18 protein-coding genes are annotated in these 18378 nt (G+C 44.6%); 5 read left to right on the top strand and 13 right to left on the bottom strand.

What is annotated here, in order from left to right:
• Nucleotides 1-103 precede the first annotated feature (103 nt).
• The gene (locus tag B4F66_RS06885) at nucleotides 104-1093 is read left to right on the top strand and encodes an aminoglycoside phosphotransferase family protein (RefSeq protein WP_292357218.1); all 990 of its coding nucleotides are present in this window, start codon (nucleotides 104-106) and stop codon (nucleotides 1091-1093) included.
• Nucleotides 1090-1764 (top strand): N-acetylmuramate alpha-1-phosphate uridylyltransferase MurU, encoded by a 675-nt coding sequence (gene murU, locus B4F66_RS06880; RefSeq protein ID WP_292357220.1) that lies wholly within the window; start codon nucleotides 1090-1092, stop codon nucleotides 1762-1764. The genes B4F66_RS06885 and murU overlap by 4 nt, the downstream gene beginning before the upstream one ends.
• A gap of 6 nt (nucleotides 1765-1770) precedes the next feature.
• On the opposite strand, the gene argF is transcribed toward murU, so the two are convergent.
• The 10 genes from argF to B4F66_RS06830 form a co-directional block, all read right to left on the bottom strand.
• Nucleotides 1771-2667, bottom strand: a complete 897-nt coding sequence (gene argF / locus B4F66_RS06875) for an ornithine carbamoyltransferase (RefSeq protein WP_292357222.1) — start codon at nucleotides 2665-2667, stop codon at nucleotides 1771-1773.
• 1 nt (nucleotide 2668) lies between these two features.
• Complete coding sequence (locus B4F66_RS06870; RefSeq protein ID WP_292357223.1) at nucleotides 2669-3868, bottom strand: aspartate aminotransferase family protein; 1200 nt, start codon at nucleotides 3866-3868, stop codon at nucleotides 2669-2671.
• A 165-nt stretch (nucleotides 3869-4033) separates the two neighbouring features.
• On the bottom strand, nucleotides 4034-4615 hold the full coding sequence (gene sodB / locus B4F66_RS06865) for a superoxide dismutase [Fe] (RefSeq protein ID WP_014707224.1): 582 nt from the start codon (nucleotides 4613-4615) through the stop codon (nucleotides 4034-4036).
• Nucleotides 4616-4676: 61 nt separating this feature from the next.
• Nucleotides 4677-5156, bottom strand: a complete 480-nt coding sequence (gene rimI, locus B4F66_RS06860) for a ribosomal protein S18-alanine N-acetyltransferase (protein ID WP_292357226.1) — start codon at nucleotides 5154-5156, stop codon at nucleotides 4677-4679.
• Nucleotides 5149-5643 carry a DNA polymerase III subunit psi gene (locus tag B4F66_RS06855; RefSeq protein WP_292357228.1) on the bottom strand — a complete coding sequence of 165 codons (495 nt, stop codon included), beginning with the start codon at nucleotides 5641-5643 and terminating at the stop codon, nucleotides 5149-5151. The genes rimI and B4F66_RS06855 overlap by 8 nt, the downstream gene beginning before the upstream one ends.
• Nucleotides 5643-7175 (bottom strand): 2-isopropylmalate synthase, encoded by a 1533-nt coding sequence (locus B4F66_RS06850; RefSeq protein ID WP_292357230.1) that lies wholly within the window; start codon nucleotides 7173-7175, stop codon nucleotides 5643-5645. Before B4F66_RS06850 ends, B4F66_RS06855 begins: the two co-directional genes overlap by 1 nt.
• Before the next feature lie 165 nt (nucleotides 7176-7340).
• Nucleotides 7341-8084 (bottom strand): CDP-diacylglycerol--serine O-phosphatidyltransferase, encoded by a 744-nt coding sequence (gene pssA / locus B4F66_RS06845; protein WP_292357232.1) that lies wholly within the window; start codon nucleotides 8082-8084, stop codon nucleotides 7341-7343.
• Nucleotides 8085-8201: 117 nt separating this feature from the next.
• Nucleotides 8202-9212, bottom strand: coding sequence for a ketol-acid reductoisomerase (gene ilvC, locus B4F66_RS06840; RefSeq protein WP_292357719.1), 1011 nt, complete (start codon nucleotides 9210-9212; stop codon nucleotides 8202-8204).
• A 28-nt stretch (nucleotides 9213-9240) separates the two neighbouring features.
• Nucleotides 9241-9738, bottom strand: a complete 498-nt coding sequence (ilvN, locus tag B4F66_RS06835; RefSeq protein ID WP_292357234.1) for an acetolactate synthase small subunit — start codon at nucleotides 9736-9738, stop codon at nucleotides 9241-9243.
• Nucleotides 9738-11480 carry an acetolactate synthase 3 large subunit gene (locus B4F66_RS06830; RefSeq protein WP_292357236.1) on the bottom strand — a complete coding sequence of 581 codons (1743 nt, stop codon included), beginning with the start codon at nucleotides 11478-11480 and terminating at the stop codon, nucleotides 9738-9740. Before B4F66_RS06830 ends, ilvN begins: the two co-directional genes overlap by 1 nt.
• Nucleotides 11481-11650: 170 nt before the next feature.
• Between B4F66_RS06830 and pyrC the strand changes: the two genes are divergently transcribed.
• Entirely contained in the window at nucleotides 11651-12697 is a 1047-nt protein-coding gene (gene pyrC, locus B4F66_RS06825) for a dihydroorotase (protein WP_292357238.1), read from the top strand.
• Between the two features lie 38 nt (nucleotides 12698-12735).
• Here pyrC and B4F66_RS06820 read toward each other — a convergent pair whose 3' ends face one another.
• Nucleotides 12736-14007, bottom strand: coding sequence for an O-acetylhomoserine aminocarboxypropyltransferase/cysteine synthase family protein (locus B4F66_RS06820; protein WP_292357239.1), 1272 nt, complete (start codon nucleotides 14005-14007; stop codon nucleotides 12736-12738).
• Between the two features lie 172 nt (nucleotides 14008-14179).
• Here B4F66_RS06820 and B4F66_RS06815 point away from each other — a divergent pair, with 172 nt between their 5' ends.
• A complete protein-coding gene (locus tag B4F66_RS06815; RefSeq protein ID WP_292357241.1) occupies nucleotides 14180-14857 on the top strand; it encodes a type 1 glutamine amidotransferase domain-containing protein in 678 nt (225 codons plus the stop codon).
• 33 nt (nucleotides 14858-14890) lie between these two features.
• Complete coding sequence (locus B4F66_RS06810; protein WP_069295382.1) at nucleotides 14891-15172, top strand: peptidylprolyl isomerase; 282 nt, start codon at nucleotides 14891-14893, stop codon at nucleotides 15170-15172.
• A 44-nt stretch (nucleotides 15173-15216) separates the two neighbouring features.
• Here the strand turns inward: B4F66_RS06810 and dinG are convergent, their stop codons facing one another.
• Both dinG and B4F66_RS06800 read right to left on the bottom strand, forming a co-directional pair.
• Nucleotides 15217-17295 carry an ATP-dependent DNA helicase DinG gene (gene dinG / locus B4F66_RS06805; protein WP_292357244.1) on the bottom strand — a complete coding sequence of 693 codons (2079 nt, stop codon included), beginning with the start codon at nucleotides 17293-17295 and terminating at the stop codon, nucleotides 15217-15219.
• On the bottom strand, nucleotides 17296-18297 hold the full coding sequence (locus tag B4F66_RS06800) for a 2-hydroxyacid dehydrogenase (protein WP_292357246.1): 1002 nt from the start codon (nucleotides 18295-18297) through the stop codon (nucleotides 17296-17298).
• Nucleotides 18298-18378: the final 81 nt, after the last annotated feature.

Raw genomic sequence — 18378 nt, 5'->3', positions numbered from 1 at the left:
AATTATCCCATTGAGTGCGAATACGCTACAATCTGCCATCCAATTCAATGCAGTTATCTCACTTGTTGGGATAATTTCTTAAACTTAATAACGCACATCCCAGATGAACCATAAACAAGATATACGCTTTCAACAATTGCAACAATGGTTGCAAGACTTCGTGACCGATAAAAACTATTCGTTAACACCTGCCTCCAGCGATGCCAGTTTTCGACGTTATTTTCGATTACAGCAAATGGATGCCAGTTTTATTGTTATGGATTCGCCTCCGGAGCATGAAGATAATCATGCATTCATTCACGTGGCGACATTGCTGGAGCAATACGGGCTGAATGTACCCCATATTTACGAGCAGGATCTGCAGCAGGGGTTTCTAATACTGAGCGATCTGGGTAATACCCCTTACCTTTCACAGCTATCCATTGAAACGGCTGATGAGCTTTATAAAAAAGCCATTGACAGTCTGATAACCCTGCAGCTGATTCCCTGCGAAAACCATTCATTACCTCAATATGATGCCGCATTATTACAACGTGAAATACTGCTGTTTGATGACTGGTTTTTGCAGCGCCATTTGGGATTACATCCGCCCGAATGGTTAGCTGCAACATTCGAATTTTTAACGCAAAACGCTTTAGAACAACCTCAGGTTATTGTGCATCGGGATTTTCATTCACGAAATCTGATGTACCTGCAGGGACAAAAACCGGGAATAATTGATTTTCAGGATGCCGTGATTGGCGCCATTAGTTATGACTTAGTTTCATTGTTGCGTGATGTGTATATCCAATGGTCTTCGGCTGAACAACAGCAGTGGGTTGGATATTATATTGAACAGGCACAACAACATGGATTGTTAACAACCGAGCAAGCAGAAAAATTTCCTCGTTGGTTTGATTTAATGGGCTTACAACGCCACCTTAAAATACTTGGGATCTTCTGTCGCCTGAATTATCGCGACAATAAACCTAATTATATGAATGATTTAGCATTGACTTTAAATTATGTCTATCAAGTTTGTGAGCGCTATCCAGAGCTACAAAATCTCTATCAATATCTTATTGAACAACCTAAAATTGCGGCCATAATATGAAAGTAATGATTCTCGCAGCAGGTCGCGGTGAACGGCTCAGACCGCTTACCGATCACACTCCTAAACCTTTGCTGCATGCTGGTCCAAAACGCTTGATTGAATATCTGATTGAGAAACTGGTCGATGCAGGGCTTAATGATATTGTGATTAATCATGCTCATCTTGGTGAGCAATTTGAGCCAATATTGGGCAGTGGTGAACGCTATCATGCCCATTTTGAATATTCAGCTGAAGTCGCTGGCGGGCTGGAAACCGCTGGTGGAATAATTCAGGCATTACCAGTGCTAGGCAATGAACCTTTTCTGGTGGTAAATGGCGATATCTGGACAGATTTTCCGTTTGCTGATTTCGCCAAGATTGAGTTATCTACAGAGCAACTATGTCACCTGGTTATGGTGAATAATCCTGCGCACAACCCTGCCGGAGATTTTTATCTTGATTCAGAAGGTTTGCTATCACTTGAAGGTGAACCAAAACTGACATTCAGTGGTATTGGAATTTACCGTCCGGAAATGTTTGCAGAGCATCCGGTTGCCAAACGTGCCTTAAAGCCATTTTTTGTTGAGGTTATGAAGCAGAAAAAAGCGACTGGGCAACATTATCAGGGTCAGTGGTCTGATATTGGAACGGTCGAGCGCTTAACTGTACTGGCCAAGCAACTCGACATTTAACGGCCTTCAGGCGCAGAGAAACTCCAGTAAGGCTTTTTGCGCATGAAGTCGATTTTCAGCTTCATCCCAAACGACACTTTGCTGGCCATCAATGACATCTGCTGTGACTTCTTCACCACGATGTGCTGGCAGACAATGCATAAATAATGCATTTGTAGCGGCATGTTGCATGACCTTTTTATCCACCTGAAACGAAGCAAAGGCGGCTTCTCGTTTTCGCTGTTCCTCTTCCTGCCCCATGCTGGCCCATACATCGGTTACCACTAAATCAGCATGCTCAGCAGCCTGTACAGGGTCATTAAACAGGCGAACCTGTGCATCTACTGCATTGATAACCTCTGCTTTGGGCTCATAGCCTTCAGGGGTGGCAATATTTAAATTAAAACCAAACTGTTGAGCAGCATTAATATAGGAATGACACATATTATTGCCATCACCAATCCACGCAACCGTTTTTCCACGAATATCACCACGATGTTCCTGATAGGTTTGCATATCAGCCAGCAATTGACAGGGATGAAAATCATCAGTCAAGGCGTTGATCACCGGTACCGATGAATATTTAGCGAAGGTTTCAATCTTGCTATGCTCAAAGGTTCGGATCATGACGGCATCAACCATGCTGGAAATGACTCTCGCGGAGTCCTCAATCGGCTCGCCTCTGCCCAGTTGGGTATCATCGGGTGATAAAAAGATTGAACCACCACCAAACTGCACCATCGCTGATTCAAACGATACGCGGGTACGAGTTGAAGATTTTTCAAAAATCATTGCCAGGACTTTATTTTTCAATGGCTGGTAGATTTCGCCCGCCTTGTGCATCTTTTTCAGTTCTGTGGCACGTGCAATCAACTGCCCCAGTTCGGCTGGCGATAAATCCTTAAGCGTAAGAAAATGTCTCATATCAGGCTACGCTCTCTACAGGCCGTGACGCCAGAAAGGTTTTGATCAATTGACTTACCTTATTGACGATCAACACCGCTTCCTCAGCATTAATAATCATTGGCGGCAATAAACGAATAACTTTTTCAGATGTTACGTTGATCAAAATATTTTCCTGCAAAGCCAATTTAACCAGTTCTGCACATGGCGTGGTGAGCTCAATACCAAACATAAAGCCCAGATGACGTACTTCTTTCACGCCTTCAGTCTTGCCCAGCTGTTGTTTAAATTGCTGAAACATCTGCTCACCCAGTCTGCTGACATGACCCAATAACTGTTCTTTTTCAATCGTCTCCAAAACGGCTAGAGCAGCACTACAGGCTAACGGGTTACCACCAAATGTTGAACCATGATTACCGGCCTGTAATACGCCTTTAGCCAAACCAGCAACCAGACAGGCGCCTACAGGCATACCATTGCCCATACCTTTTGCCAACGTCATGACATCCGGCAATAAATCCGCTTTATGTTGAAAGGCAAACCATTTTCCAGTCCGACCCACACCTGTCTGTACTTCATCGAGCATCATCAATAATTTGCGCTGCGTACAGAGATCCCGAATAGCAGACAAATATTCACTGTCGGGAACCTTGATACCGCCCTCACCCTGAACCGGTTCAACTAAGACCGCTACCGCTTCAGGCCAGTGGCTGACCGCCATGCGTACCGCATCAATGTCATTGAATGGAACCCGCACAAAGCCAGGAAGCAATGGCTCAAAACCAGCCTGAACCTTGGCATTACCGGTTGCCGTTAAGGTCGCCATTGTCCGACCATGGAAGCTTCCATCCATAACAATAATCACCGGTTTATCAATGCCTTTGCTGTGACCATATTTACGGGCAATTTTAATGGCTGCTTCATTTGCCTCAGCACCGGAATTACAGAAAAAAACCTGTTCCATACCAGACACTTGTGTCAGCTTATCTGCCAATAGCTGCTGTTTTTCGATGTGGTACATATTCGAGGTATGTATTAATGTTGACGCCTGCTCAGAAATCGCTCGCGTCACCGCAGGGTGGCAATGCCCAAGATTGCAAACCGCAATACCACTTAATGCATCAAGATATCGTTCGCCACGGGTATCAGTCAGCCAAGCACCTTCCCCTTTAGCAAAAGTAATATCCAAACGTCCATAAGTAGGCATGACAGATTCGGTCATGGCATTTATCTCCCTGCCTGTTTTTCAAGGCGACATATCAGCAGATATTTCTGCTGGATTGAAACGAAAAATGGCAGTTTCAAAAGAAAACTGCCATATTCCAAAAACCATAAATTATATAACGAATCAGTCAGCAGTCATAAGACTACTGACTAATCTTAACGTTTATGCCGCGAAATTAGCCGCAACAAAATCCCAATTTACCAGTGTCCAGAATGATTCCAGATATTTAGGACGGGCATTTCGGTAATCAATGTAGTAAGCATGTTCCCAAACATCACAGGTTAGTAATGGTGTTTGGCCTGCTGTAAGCGGGCAACCAGCATTGCTGGTATTCACAATCTCAATGCTGCCATCAGCATTTTTTACCAGCCATGTCCAACCTGAACCGAAGTTTGTGGTCGCTGACTTGGTAAATTGATCTTTAAATTCTGCAAATGAACCAAACTTGGCATCAATTGCAGCAGCCAGATCACCAGAAACAGCATCTTTGCCATTCGGTGTCAGGCAGTTCCAGTAGAAAGTGTGATTCCAAACCTGTGCAGCATTATTGAAAACACCACCACTGGATTTAGTGATAATGGTTTCCAGCGGTTGACCTTCAAATTCGGTTCCAGGAACCAGATTGTTCAGGTTATTTACATATGTTTGGTGATGTTTACCGTAATGGTATTCAAGAGTCTCTGCAGAGATGTGTGGTTCCAAAGCATCTTTTGCATAAGGAAGTGGTGGCAATTCAAAAGCCATAAAAAATCTCCTTGATTGAAAATAACCAACGTAAACACGTTAGTCTAAGTGAGGGCATGTCTTATAGCAAGTTTTGACCAAGCTGCGCGAACATGCCAAGTTCCAGTCCCATCAAAACGCCATCTTCCCTGCCCTGTTCAGCAGGATAATAACCTCGACGTACTGACATTTCATTAAAACCGGTTGATAAATAAAGCTGTTGAGCCCTGAAGTTACTGGCTCGAACTTCTAATACAATAATTGCAGCAGATTGCTCCAGTGCAATCTCAATAACATGATTCAGAATTTGTCTACCAAAGCCTTTACCCTGATGACCGGGTTTGACGCAAATATTCAGTAAATGAACTTCGTCCAGTACAGATTGTACAACGCTGTAGCCAATTATCTCATTATCTATTGCGTAGAGAAATGTTCGATAACCGCTTTTCAGACAGTCTTCAAAATTACCTTTGGACCAGGGAAAACGATTTGACTGTTTTTCAATCTGCCAGACTTTTTCTATATCTGCCAGTTGCATATGACTAATTGCTAACTCAGTCACTCGGGTATGCTCTTAAGTTCCGAAGTCTCTGGATAGTTTGCCACATCTCGAACTTAAGCAGTGGTTGCTCCAGCATTGTTCGCAGACTTGGCCCGACCAACGTTTGCAGATTATTTTCGAGTTGCTGGCAGGATAATGCTTCATGGGGCTTTACGTTCAGTTTCGCTGCCAATTCTGAACCTAATACCAATGCTACGGTTTTATCAGCCGAAAACATCTTTAGAACGTTTACATACTGCTTATCCATCACTGTCACATCGTCCAGACTAATACCAATACTAACAAAAATGGCTCGTAACAGTCGGTTTTCCACTGGTGTAAGTGCATTTTCAGAAATAACTAACCAAGAATTTGTATAATCAATATGATTAACAATTTCACTTTCCGAAGTGGTTAAATCAGGTTGAACAGCGTCATCTTGTCTTTGCACCCAGACAGGAATACCCATCTGTTCAAGTGCAAAATATTGTTCAGCAGATAAACTCATCAGACTTGCGGATGCGCCCGATCAGAGGGCAATAACATTTTATTGAGGGCATTGATGTAAGCTTTGGCTGAAGCGATAACAATATCAGTGTCAGTACCCTGACCACTGACAATACGACCACCTTTTTCCAGCCGGACGCTGACCTCTCCCTGAGAATCGGTGCCACTGGTAATGTTGCTTACAGAATACAACTGCAATTCCGTATGGCTCTGTACCATTGATTCAATCGCTTTAAAAGCGGCATCAACCGGTCCACTGCCTTTCATCTCGGTTTTAACTTCGCTATCGTCAACCGCAAGGGTGACATTGGCTACCGGAATCTCTCCAGTTTCACTGCATACTCGCATTGAAATCAAGCGAATCCGCTCGTTATCCTCCGTCAAGGTATCACTGACAAGTGCTTGAATATCTTCATCAAAAACTTCATGTTTTTTATCTGCCAATTCCTTAAACCGCATAAATGCTGTATTTAAATCTTCTTCGGACTCCAGTTCTATTCCCAACTCTTTTAATCGTGAACGGAAGGCGTTGCGTCCGGAATGCTTGCCAAGAACCATACGATTGGTATTCCAGCCCACATCTTCAGCTCGCATGATTTCATACGTTTCGCGATTTTTCAGTACACCATCCTGATGAATACCGGACTCATGGGCAAAGGCATTGGCACCGACTATCGCTTTGTTCGGCTGCACTACAAAACCGGTGACACCTGAAACCAGACGTGAAGCTGCCAATATTTGTGTGGTATCCAGGCGGGTATCACAATCAAACATATCCTGACGTGTTCGCACGGCCATCACCACTTCTTCTAAAGAAGCATTGCCGGCTCTTTCACCCAACCCATTAATGGTACATTCAACTTGTCGGGCACCATTCATAACGGCTGAGAGCGAATTAGCCACCGCCAGACCCAAATCGTTGTGACAATGCACCGAGAAAATGGCTTTATCCGAATTTGGAATTCTTTCCCGCAGATTTTTGATTAATTCGCCAAATTGATGCGGCAGGTTGTAACCAACAGTATCCGGAATATTCAAGGTTTTAGCGCCGGCATCAATAACAGCTTCCAGCACCCTACAGAGAAAGTCCAGATCACTGCGCCCGGCATCTTCCGGTGAAAACTCAACATCATCAGTATAAAGTCGTGCCCGTTTCACCGCCTTTACAGCATTCTCAATCACTTCATCCGGCTGCATCCGCAATTTCATCTGCATATGGATGGGTGAGGTGGCAATAAAGGTATGAATACGAGACGCATTGGCTGATTTAAGCGCCTCACCGGCCCGATCAATATCTTTGTCCAGGGCACGAGCCAGGCCACAAATACGACTGTCTTTAACCGCTTTAGCAACAGCTTGCACGGCCTCAAAATCACCTATACTGGCAATTGGAAACCCAGCCTCAATAATATCAACCCGCATACGTTCCAGAGATTTGGCAATCCTCACCTTTTCATCTTTGGTCATCGATGCGCCAGGACTCTGCTCCCCATCACGTAACGTGGTATCAAATATTATTAACTGGTCTTTCATTTCGCTCGCTCCGAACATTCTGCTCATCGCTGAGCACATTTTTTATTGTCATTATAATGAGGTTAAATGAGGGTTGCAGAAAGAATTGCAAGATTATTTTTCCTCATAAACATCTATTTCTCGCACTGATGTGAGAAATGGTTGGTCTCACTACTATCCGTTGGTTTATTTTGATTGTGCGCGTTCGTTACGATGCTTACGTAATTGAATCAGTGTAAAAACAGGTCCGGAAATCGCATAAAGTAAAAATGCGGTGAAAAGAACAATTGGCGGATCTGTTGCAATTAGTGCAAAAACCAACACCAAGCCCAGCATCACCATAAAGGGTACTTTTCCACGCAAATCCAGTTCTTTAAAACTGTGGTAACGCACAGTACTGACCATAAGGATTGCGGTGGCAAACGTCAGTGGCACACCTACAAATGATAACAATGAAGGATCCAGTTGATTGTTATGTCCTACCCAGACCCAGCCAGCGATACAGGCTGCGGCAGCAGGACTTGGCAATCCTTGAAAATAGCGTTTATCAGCAATTCCTACCTGAGTATTAAAGCGTGCGAGACGTAACGCACCGCAGGCAGCGTAAATAAATGCCACCATCCAACCAAACTTACCCAAACCATTCAAAGCCCATTCAAACATGACCAAAGCAGGCGCCAGACCAAAGGCAACCATATCGGCAAGGCTGTCATACTCTGCTCCAAAAGCGCTCTGGGTATTGGTTAAACGAGCAATGCGTCCATCCAACCCATCCATAATCATCGCAACAAAGATTGCGACTGCTGCAGTGGTAAAGTCGCCTCTTATAGCAGCGACAATGGCGTAGAAACCAGCGAACAGGCAGGCTGTGGTAAATAGATTCGGTAAAAGGTAAATGCCGCGTTTTTGTTGTTCTTCATGATTATCCATAAATGTCCTGTATTCAGAGAAGAAGTAGTTTCATTATGACATCCGTACCTTCATAAACAAAACAAGGGCAGATTGCCAAGCAACCTGCCCTTGTTTGAGGACAACTCAAAAAACTAATTAGTTTTTGGTTTTATCGACGATTTTTTGAATCCAAGGCATCATTTCACGCAATTTGGCACCGGTTTTTTCAATCGGGTGCTCTGCATTCAGCCTACGCATAGCCGTCATTTCAGGATAGCCAGACTGACCTTCCTGAATAAACTGTTTGGCGTATTTGCCTTCCTGAATGTTTTTCAACGCTTCACGCATCGCCCAACGGCTTTCTTCGTTAATGACTTTCGGGCCAGTAACGTATTCACCATATTCTGCATTGTTAGAAATTGAGTAATTCATGTTGGCGATACCGCCTTCATACATCAAGTCAACAATCAGTTTCAGTTCATGCAAACATTCGAAGTAAGCCATTTCAGGCTCATATCCTGCTTCCACCAATGTTTCAAAACCGGCTTTAACTAATTCTACTGCACCACCACATAATACCGCTTGCTCACCAAACAGATCCGTTTCAGTTTCATCACGGAAAGAAGTTTCAATGATACCGGTACGACCGCCACCAATAGCTGAGGCATAAGATAAAGCGATTGCTTTGGCTTTACCTGAGGCATCCTGTTCAATAGCGATCAAATCAGGAATCCCACCACCACGGGTAAATTCACTGCGAACGGTATGACCTGGTGCTTTTGGAGCAACCATGATGACGTCCAGATCTTCACGTGGCAGAATCTGGTTATAAACAATCGCAAAACCATGAGCGAAAGCCAAAACAGCACCTTGTTTAAGGTTTGGTTCAATTTCATCTTTATACAAAGAAGATTGGAACTCATCCGGTGTGAGCACCATTACCAAGTCAGCTTGTTTTACAGCTGATGCGGTATCGGCAACTTTCAGACCCGCACCTTCCGCTTTAGCAATAGAAGACGAACCCGCACGCAGAGCTACAGTTACATCAACACCGGAATCTTTCAGGTTACAGGCGTGAGCATGGCCTTGTGAACCATAGCCGATAATTGTGACTTTCATGCCACGGATCAGCGACAGGTCACAATCTTTGTCGTAATAGATATTCAAACTCATTATCAATTCCTTCGTTTTTAAATCAATTCAATTGCAGACATTTTTCGCCACGGGCAATGCCCGAGACGCCACTGCGTACGGTTTCAAGTATTTTATGTTCAGATAGAGCTTCAATGAACGAGTCGAGCTTACTGCCAGCCCCCGTGAGTTCAATCGTATAGGTCGAGGCAGTCACATCAATAATATGTCCACGGAAAATATCAGACAGACGTTTGACGTCATCACGTTGATCCATGGTCGCAGCCTTGACCTTAATCAACATCATTTCCCGCTCAATGTGCGGACCTTCAGACAACTCCATCAACTTCACAACATCTACAAGTTTATTGAGCTGTTTGGTTATCTGCTCAATAATTCGATCAGTACCGGTTGTGACAATCGTCATCCTTGACAGCGACGCATCTTCAGTGGGCGCAACAGTTAACGATTCAATGTTATAGCCACGTGCAGAAAATAACCCCGCAACACGCGATAAGGCCCCTGCTTCATTTTCAATCAGAATCGAGATGATATGACGCATTATGACAGCTCCCGCTCTGGATCTTGTGGTAGATCGCAATAGGGCGACATATGCATTTCATTATGCGCTTTACCCTGAGCGATCATCGGATACACGTTTTCAGTTTGATCAGTCACGATATCCAGAAACACCAGGCGATCTTTCATCGCAAAGGCTTCTTCCAGTTTGGGACGCAAATCTTCAACCCGTTCAATACGAATACCCACGTGACCATAACTTTCTGCCAGTTTGACAAAATCAGGCAAGGATTCCATATAGGAATGTGAATAACGATTCTGATAGAAAAACTCCTGCCACTGACGCACCATGCCAAGATAACGATTATTCAACGCTACAATTTTCACCGGCAAACCGTATTGCAGACAGGTAGATAACTCCTGAATACACATCTGGATGCTACCTTCACCTGTAATACAGATGACCGTTTCCTCAGGAAATGCCAATTGAACACCCATCGCTGCAGGCAAACCAAAGCCCATTGTTCCCAAACCACCTGAATTAATCCAGCGGTTGGGTTTGCTGAAACCATAGTATTGTGCCGCCCACATCTGATGCTGACCAACATCTGAGGTTACATAGGCATCACCGTTAGTGATTTCATGAACCATCTCAACAACTGCCTGCGGTTTTATCTGATCGCTATTGCGATCATAGGACATACATTTTTTAGCACGCCAGCCGTTAATGATATTCCACCAGTCAGTCAACGCTGTTTGATCAGGTTTGGTCTTGCTGGCTGAAAGCAATTGATTCATGTCATTCAGAACATCGGCAACATTACCAACAATCGGCACATCTACTGAAATTGTCTTGGAAATGGATGACGGATCGATATCAATATGAACGATCTTGGCATGCGGACAGAATTCAGCAATTTTTCCGGTTACCCGATCATCGAATCGTGCACCAATCGCAATCAGCACATCACAATCATGCATTGCCATATTGGCTTCATAGGTGCCGTGCATTCCCAGCATGCCGAGAAACTGTTGATCATCCCAGGGAATAGAACCAAGTCCCATCAAAGTTGAAGTCACCGGATAACCCAAAGTGCTGACAAACTTACGTAATGGTTCAGCAGCGTTACCTAACACGACACCACCACCGGTATAAATCATTGGTTTTTTGGCACTCAGCATCAACTCAACTGCACGCTTTATCTGCCCAGGATGACCTTTAGTAACAGGCTGGTAAGAACGCATTTTAACGCTCTGCGGGTAAACGTACGGAATCTTGATATTGGGATCAGTAATATCTTTCGGTACATCAACCACAACTGGACCAGGACGGCCTGTTGTTGCTACATAAAAAGCTTTTTTAATGGTTTCTGCCAGATCGTTAATATCTTTAACTAAAAAGTTATGTTTAACGCATGGGCGGGTAATACCAACCGAATCAACTTCCTGAAATGCATCACTGCCGATATTGGCCGTCGCCACCTGACCGGTGATAACCACCATTGGAATCGAATCCATATAAGCTGTAGCAATACCGGTTACCGCATTGGTTGCGCCAGGACCGGACGTTACCAATACAACACCAGGGTTACCTGTGGCGCGCGCATAACCATCTGCAGCATGGGTTGCCGCCTGTTCATGGCGCACAAGAATGTGCTTGACCTCTTCCTGGTTATACAGTGCATCGTAAATATGCAGCACTGCACCACCCGGATAGCCAAACAAATACTCAACCCCTTCGTCTTTTAGACAATGGACCAGAATCTCGGCGCCGCTTAATTCCACGTCTTCCTCTCTCGTATCGCTAACGCGATCTGCTTCAAAATATCAAACGGGTAAAGTTACTGTGAATGCCCGTCAAGGTCAAGAAAAACCGCCTTCTGATGCAATATCGCTGATTTGACAGAAACAACTTTTCAACTGCAAAGCTAAACAGCTATGGCATAATCTGCTTTATGAAAAAAACAGCATTAAATTCAATTACCATTAGCCAGCCTGATGATTGGCATCTCCACTTGCGCGATAATAATGCCTTAAAGCGTACTGTTACAGATAGTGCAAGATGTTTCAAACGCGCAATTATTATGCCTAACCTGCGTCCTCCAGTGACCAACGTAGAACAGGCAACTGCTTATCGACAACGCATTCTTGAAGCTCGTCCAGCACACTCTGACTTTGAGCCATTGATGACGTTATATCTGACTGATAATACGACTCCCGAAGATATTGTTGCGGCCAATCAAGCTGGATTCATTAAAGCCGTCAAGCTTTACCCGGCAGGTGCAACAACAAATTCAGATGCTGGGGTCACGGACATCAGTAATTGTTATAAAACTCTGGATACAATGCAAAAGGCAGGTATGCCATTATTATTGCATGGTGAGGTGACTCATCACGAAACCGATATTTTTGATCGTGAAAAGGCGTTCATTGATGAAAAACTGATTCCACTGTTAAGAGACTTTCCAGAACTGAAAATTGTTTTTGAACATATAACGACCAAAGATGCTGCAGACTTTGTCGCTCAAGCCAGCAACTTTGTGGCAGCAACGATAACCCCACATCATTTACTGCTAAATCGTAACGATATGCTGGTGGGGGGAATTCGGCCTCATCATTTCTGCCTGCCAGTGCTGAAACGTAATACCCATCAGAAAGCGCTTATTGCCGCTGCAACCAGCAGTAATCCGAAATTCTTTTTGGGAACCGACAGTGCACCACATACTCGATACAGTAAAGAAAATGCTTGTGGTTGCGCGGGCATCTACAGCGCCCATGCGGCAATAGAGCTGTATGCCGAAGTGTTCGACAGCTATGAATGTCTGGATAAACTCGAAGGGTTTGCCAGCTTTTACGGTGCGGATTTTTATGGCCTGCCGAGAAACGAACAGAAAATCACCTTGCAAAAAACGGACTGGCAGGTTCCCGACACGCTGGAGTTCGCAGATGAAATACTGGTGCCTATGCGTGCCGGTGAGACCATCCACTGGAAACTTGTATAAAAAATCCCGGCTCAATTAATCGAGCCGGGATCTTCCAGTCAAACTGCTGAAAAGGCCTGTTCCAGATCATCAATAATGTCACTGATATGCTCAATGCCAATACATAAGCGAAGCATTTCCGGTGTGACCCCCGCGGCTTTAAGTTCGGCTTCTTCCAGCTGACGATGAGTGGTCGAAGCGGGATGACAGGCCAGTGACTTGGTATCACCGATATTCACCAGTCGTTTGACCAGCTTCAGTGCATCATAGAATTTCACGCCATTATCAAAGCCACCTTTAATACCGAATGTGAGAATTGATGAAGGTTTACCATTGAAATATTTCTGTGCCAGATCGAAATATCTATCTCCTTGCAGTCCGGCATAGTTCACCCACTCTACTTTAGGATGCTGTTGCAGATATTTAGCGACTGCAATGGCATTGTCACAGTGTCGTTCCATACGTAATGGTAACGTTTCAATACCTTGTAATAATAGAAACGCATTCATTGGTGACAATGCCGAACCGGTATTCCGTAAAGGTACGGTCCGCGCTCTGGCAATAAAAGCTGCTTCAGCAAATTGCTCGGTGTATACCACCCCATGATAGGCCGGTTCTGGTTGATTCAATACCGGAAATCTTTCTTTGTGTTTAGCCCAGGGAAACTTGCCAGAATCTACAATAATACCGCCTAAGGTTGTGCCATGACCGCCCATGTATTTGGTCAGGGAATGCACCACAATATCAGCACCATATTCAATTGGATTAAGTAACGCCGGTGTTGCCACAGTGTTATCAACAATCACTGGAACACCATGTTTATGTGCCATTGTTGCAATGGGTTCAATATCCACAATATTACCGGCCGGATTACCGATTGATTCACAGAAAACCGCTTTGGTTTTGCCATCAATCAGTTTTTCCAAATCAGCGGCCTGATCGCTTGAGGCAAAGCGTACCTCAATCCCCATTTTAGGAAGCATATGGGCGAATAAGGTATAGGTTCCACCATAAAGCTGCGGTGTTGTCACAATATTATCGCCGGCCTCAGCAATAGTAATAATGGCATAATGAATCGCAGCACTACCGGCTGACGTGGCCAAAGCAGCAATGCCACCCTCCAGAGCAGCTACCCGCTTTTCCAACACATCCCAGGTGGGATTCATAATGCGGCTGTAGATATTGCCTGGCACATCCAGATTGAATAAATCGGCTCCATGCTGGGCATTATCAAATTCATAAGCGACTGTTTGATAAATCGGCACCGCACAGGATTTTGTAACGGGATCAGTTTCATAACCTTCATGCAGACAAATCGTTTCTTTTTTCATAGTTTTCTCTCGCTGTTATTATTTTAGGGTTTGCTGATCTTTCAGAGCATTATGCGAGTTTACGACGATAAGAATGAAATGCAATATTGCTTGAATTTTATCGCCGTAACCCCATATCAGGTAGGCAACATTGAATAATTCCTCAAAACCACAGATTTCAGGAGACATAACCATGAAAATATTAGTGGTACTAACTTCGCACGATAAGCTTGGCAATACCGGTGAAAAAACCGGTTTTTGGTTAGAAGAACTTGCAGCACCGTATTACGCAATGAAAGATGCTGGGGTAGAAATAACTCTGGCCTCACCCAAAGGTGGGCAACCACCTCTTGACCCAAAAAGCAATCAGCCTGACTTTCAAACGGATGCTACCCGACGTTTTGAAAATGATGCTGAAGCTAAAAACCGATTAGCAAACACAGTTAAATTAGCCGACGTACACGCCGCTGATTATGATGCAGTGTTTTACCCAGGCGGACATGGTCCGTTATGGGATTTAGCCGAAGATAAAAAATCAATTGCACTGATTGAAAGTTTCGTGCTCGCCAATAAACCAGTAGCTGCAGTTTGTCATGCACCTGCTGTTTTGTTACATGTCAAAACCATTGGCGATGAGCCCTGGATTAAAGGTAAACAGCTCACTGCATTTTCAAATAGTGAAGAAGATGCGGTAGGCTTATCTGATGTTGTACCATTTTTACTTGAAGATGCCCTGAAACAACGTGGCGCAAATTTCGAGAAAGGTGACGACTGGAGTTCATTCGTGATTACGGATGGCATACTGATTACAGGACAAAACCCGGCTTCTTCAGAAGCCACGGCCAAGGCCCTGTTAAAACAGCTGGCATAAGTCAGCAATTTACAAATCAATTACGGAACTATTATGGCTAGAGCAACCGCACGACACATCCTGGTGGACAGTGAAGAAATCTGTCTGGAATTGAAACGCGAAATCGAAGAAGGCGCAGACTTTGCTGCCGTCGCCAAAGAAAATTCTTCCTGCCCATCCAGCCGCCAAGGCGGTGATCTGGGTGAATTTGGCCCAGGCATGATGGTGCCGGAATTCGATAAAGTTGTTTTTTCCGCCCCGGTTAACACCGTTCAGGGTCCGGTTAAAACACAATTTGGCTATCATTTGCTGGAAGTTACCAGCCGTACTGAATAAGTTTGTTGATAAACCCTGAAAGCCCGGTCTCGCCGGGCTTTTTTTTATTCGGTTATTACCTGGTAATCCGGTAAATGAGACAGTAATTGTTTGCCATAATTTTTGGTTAACAACCGACGATCCAGGATGGTTATTTGGCCGGAATCAGTTTCTTTTCGTAACAGACGACCGCAGGCCTGAATCAACTTCACGCTGACCGCCGGTAATGACAAACTGATAAATGGCTGACCGCCGCGTTTTATGATCCACTCCTGACGTGCCTGTTCAATCGGGCGGGTAAATACTGGAAATGGCAGTTTGGTAATGATTACATGGGTACATAAATTGCCGGGTAAATCGACGCCTTCGGCAAACCGATCCATCCCAAAAATAATACTGCCCCGCCCCGCTTCAATCCGCTGAATATGTTTGACGATCATATTTTTGGGCGACAGCTGATCACCTTGTAAAAGAATCAAATTTTTCAATGACAATGGCAATTGCTTATATACCTGCAACATCACCTGGCGTGAGGTAAATAGCACCAGTGTCGCCGCTTGAATATCAATAATTGATTTGAGTTGGCTGACCACTTCCTGCTGCCATTGCGGCAGATTTTCATTGGGTAAATACTGCATCATCGGCAGTTTTAGCACAGCCTGCTGCTGATATCGAAACGGTGAAGGCAGCGCCAGAAAGTGTTTTTCATCGTAACGCTGTAAGCCACAATCCGCCCGGAAACGCTGGAATAATCCCATGCCTCGTAACGTGGCTGATGTCATTACCACCCCATAAGCCCGCTGCCATAAACTGCGATCCAGAAAACCTGCCGCTGTCATCGGCCCGGCATGAATCACCAGCGTATGCTGTTTGGCAAACTGTTCCTGTGCCAGCCAGCGCACATTAGGTGGGCGCTCGGCTTTATCCTCATCGAGAAACAGCGCCATAAAATCAATCAGATAACCAAAAATATTCTGTACCGTTCCCACTTGCGGTAATAATGCTTCACCAACCTTATTACTTAATTGGGTTTTCTCCAGCCCTTCTTTAATCCATTTGCCAATCAGCGAGAAATGCTTATAGATGGAATTAGCTCGTTGTAACAGGTTCTGGCAGGGAATAAACAAGGCATTAAGTAACGGACTGCCCCAGAAAATCCGTGGCTCACTGATACGGCCTTCCAGCATTTCATTTACTGTGGCATCACTGCCCAGAATATCCAGCAATTGCTGCAACAGATTGATGATGGCTGGTAAATCCTGACGAATTTCCTTAAACATATAACCAAAGTCATGCTGCCGGAAAGCCAAAGCAGTGGGCAGCTTTTTCATCAGACTGTCAGCGGTTTCAACCGTTTGATAAAGCTGGGCAAAGTTCAATGCTTTGGCGGCATGTCCCAGCGCTTTTTGTGGCAGATTATGTGCTTCATCAAACACCAGAATCAGCTCTTCAGGATTGGGCAATACCAGCCCACCGCCCAAGTCAGCATCACTGAGTAATAAATCGTGATTCACCACCACCACCTGTGCCAGCTGCATTTCCTTACGTAGCAAGTAATAGGGGCAGCTCAAAAAATACCTACAGCTTTTACCGGCACAGCCTTCTGAATCAGTAGATACTTCATGCCAAAGCGCCGGATCAATGGCATCAGTACGACTATCCCGATCACCATCCCAGCGATGTTCATCCCAATCCTGGAACAGATTCTTTGCTTGAGTCTGTCTTAATACTTGCTGATATTTCTGATCCACATCCAGCGTCAAATCCTGCTGTTCGGGAGTGGTTGCCAGTTGTGCCAGTTTGCTGGGACAGACATAGCGGCGACGACCTTTGATTTGCATAAACCGTATCGGTTGTGGCAAAGCCGCTGAAAACTGTGGCAGATCTTTCTGAATTAATTGCTGTTGCAGATTGACTGTTGCAGTGCTGATCACCAGCAATTTTTTACTGTTCAAAGCTGTTTCAATTGCACCGCTGAGATATGCCAGCGTTTTCCCCACGCCGGTTGGAGCTTCCACTACCGCCATTCTATTTTGCGACTGTTGTAGCCGTTGATGAATAAATCGACTCATTTCAACTTGTTGCGGTCTGGCTTTAAAATCCGGCATCAACTTATTGATACAGATAAATATTTCATCAAACACTTAACGTATTTCCACGCGGTTTTTCAGTGCCTTACCAGCCATAAAATCATCAATATTCTGCAACGTTGTCTGAGCGATATGCTGTAATGCCTCCCGGGTGAAATAGGCCTGGTGCCCGGTAACCAGCACATTTGGAAAGGTCAATAAACGCTGGAATATATCGTCCTGAATAATATCGGTGGAATGATCTTCAAAAAACAGACTGCCTTCCTGTTCATACACATCTATTCCCAAATAGCCAATATGCAGCGCTTTCAGGGCATCCAATACAGCCACTGTATCCAATAAGGCTCCGCGACTGGTATTTATCAGCATCACGCCGGGTTTGGTCAGCCCGAGACTGGCCGCATTGATAATATGATGTGTTTCATCATTTAATGGACAATGCAGACTGATAATATCGCTTTGACCGAGCAAGCTGTCGAGTGTCACCACTTCAAAGCCTGATTGTTTGGCTGGTATAGCGTTATGCGGTTCATAAATCAAAACCTGGCAACCAAATGCCCGCAATCGCTCAGCGACTAACAAACCTATTTTACCGCCCCCAATAATGCCCGCGGTTTTACCAAAGAAATCAAAACCCAGCAAACCATCCAAAGAAAAATTACCATCGCGAACTCGATTATAGGCCCGCGGTATCTTCCGACTTAATGCCAACATCAGTGCAATGGTATGTTCAGCGACCGCATAAGGTGAATAGGCTGGGACATTGACGACAGTTATACCAAGCTTGTTAGCCGCCGTTAAATCCACCTGATTAACCCCGGCACAGCGTAACGCAATTAAACGAATGCCGTTTTCTGCCAAAATGCTAAGCGTTTCAGCCGAAATATCGTCATTCACAAACGCACTGACCACTTCAGCATCTTTGGCCAAAGCTGCTGTCATTGGATTTAACGCCATTTCATAAAAACATAATGATACTTGCTCATCGGCCATTTTCGTGAGATAGGCCTGATCATAAGGTTTTGCGCTGAATACCGCGACATGAGTTGGTTTCATTTGGAGCCTTTATCAGAAATGCAGTTTACTATTGGTCTGCTGAGCATCATTTTATCGAACAAATCTTATTAATGGAGACAG

The sequence above is a fragment of the Methylophaga sp. UBA3603 genome (assembly GCF_002375335.1).
In the GTDB taxonomy this organism is placed as follows: domain Bacteria; phylum Pseudomonadota; class Gammaproteobacteria; order Nitrosococcales; family Methylophagaceae; genus Methylophaga.
This window is presented reverse-complemented; position numbering and strand designations above follow the sequence as displayed.

Excerpts from the sequence above, each read along its gene's own strand:
- B4F66_RS06885 (WP_292357218.1), top strand. The coding sequence starts at position 104 with ATGAACCATAAACAAGATATACGCTTTCAACAATTGCAACAATGGTTG.
- murU (WP_292357220.1), top strand. The coding sequence starts at position 1,090 with ATGAAAGTAATGATTCTCGCAGCAGGTCGCGGTGAACGGCTCAGACCG.
- argF (WP_292357222.1), bottom strand. The coding sequence starts at position 2,667 with ATGAGACATTTTCTTACGCTTAAGGATTTATCGCCAGCCGAACTGGGG.
- B4F66_RS06870 (WP_292357223.1), bottom strand. The coding sequence starts at position 3,868 with ATGACCGAATCTGTCATGCCTACTTATGGACGTTTGGATATTACTTTT.
- sodB (WP_014707224.1), bottom strand. The coding sequence starts at position 4,615 with ATGGCTTTTGAATTGCCACCACTTCCTTATGCAAAAGATGCTTTGGAA.
- B4F66_RS06855 (WP_292357228.1), bottom strand. The coding sequence starts at position 5,643 with ATGAGTTTATCTGCTGAACAATATTTTGCACTTGAACAGATGGGTATT.
- B4F66_RS06850 (WP_292357230.1), bottom strand. The coding sequence starts at position 7,175 with ATGAAAGACCAGTTAATAATATTTGATACCACGTTACGTGATGGGGAG.
- pssA (WP_292357232.1), bottom strand. The coding sequence starts at position 8,084 with ATGGATAATCATGAAGAACAACAAAAACGCGGCATTTACCTTTTACCG.
- ilvN (WP_292357234.1), bottom strand. The coding sequence starts at position 9,738 with ATGCGTCATATCATCTCGATTCTGATTGAAAATGAAGCAGGGGCCTTA.
- pyrC (WP_292357238.1), top strand. The coding sequence starts at position 11,651 with ATGAAAAAAACAGCATTAAATTCAATTACCATTAGCCAGCCTGATGAT.
- B4F66_RS06820 (WP_292357239.1), bottom strand. The coding sequence starts at position 14,007 with ATGAAAAAAGAAACGATTTGTCTGCATGAAGGTTATGAAACTGATCCC.
- B4F66_RS06815 (WP_292357241.1), top strand. The coding sequence starts at position 14,180 with ATGAAAATATTAGTGGTACTAACTTCGCACGATAAGCTTGGCAATACC.
- B4F66_RS06810 (WP_069295382.1), top strand. The coding sequence starts at position 14,891 with ATGGCTAGAGCAACCGCACGACACATCCTGGTGGACAGTGAAGAAATC.
- B4F66_RS06800 (WP_292357246.1), bottom strand. The coding sequence starts at position 18,297 with ATGAAACCAACTCATGTCGCGGTATTCAGCGCAAAACCTTATGATCAG.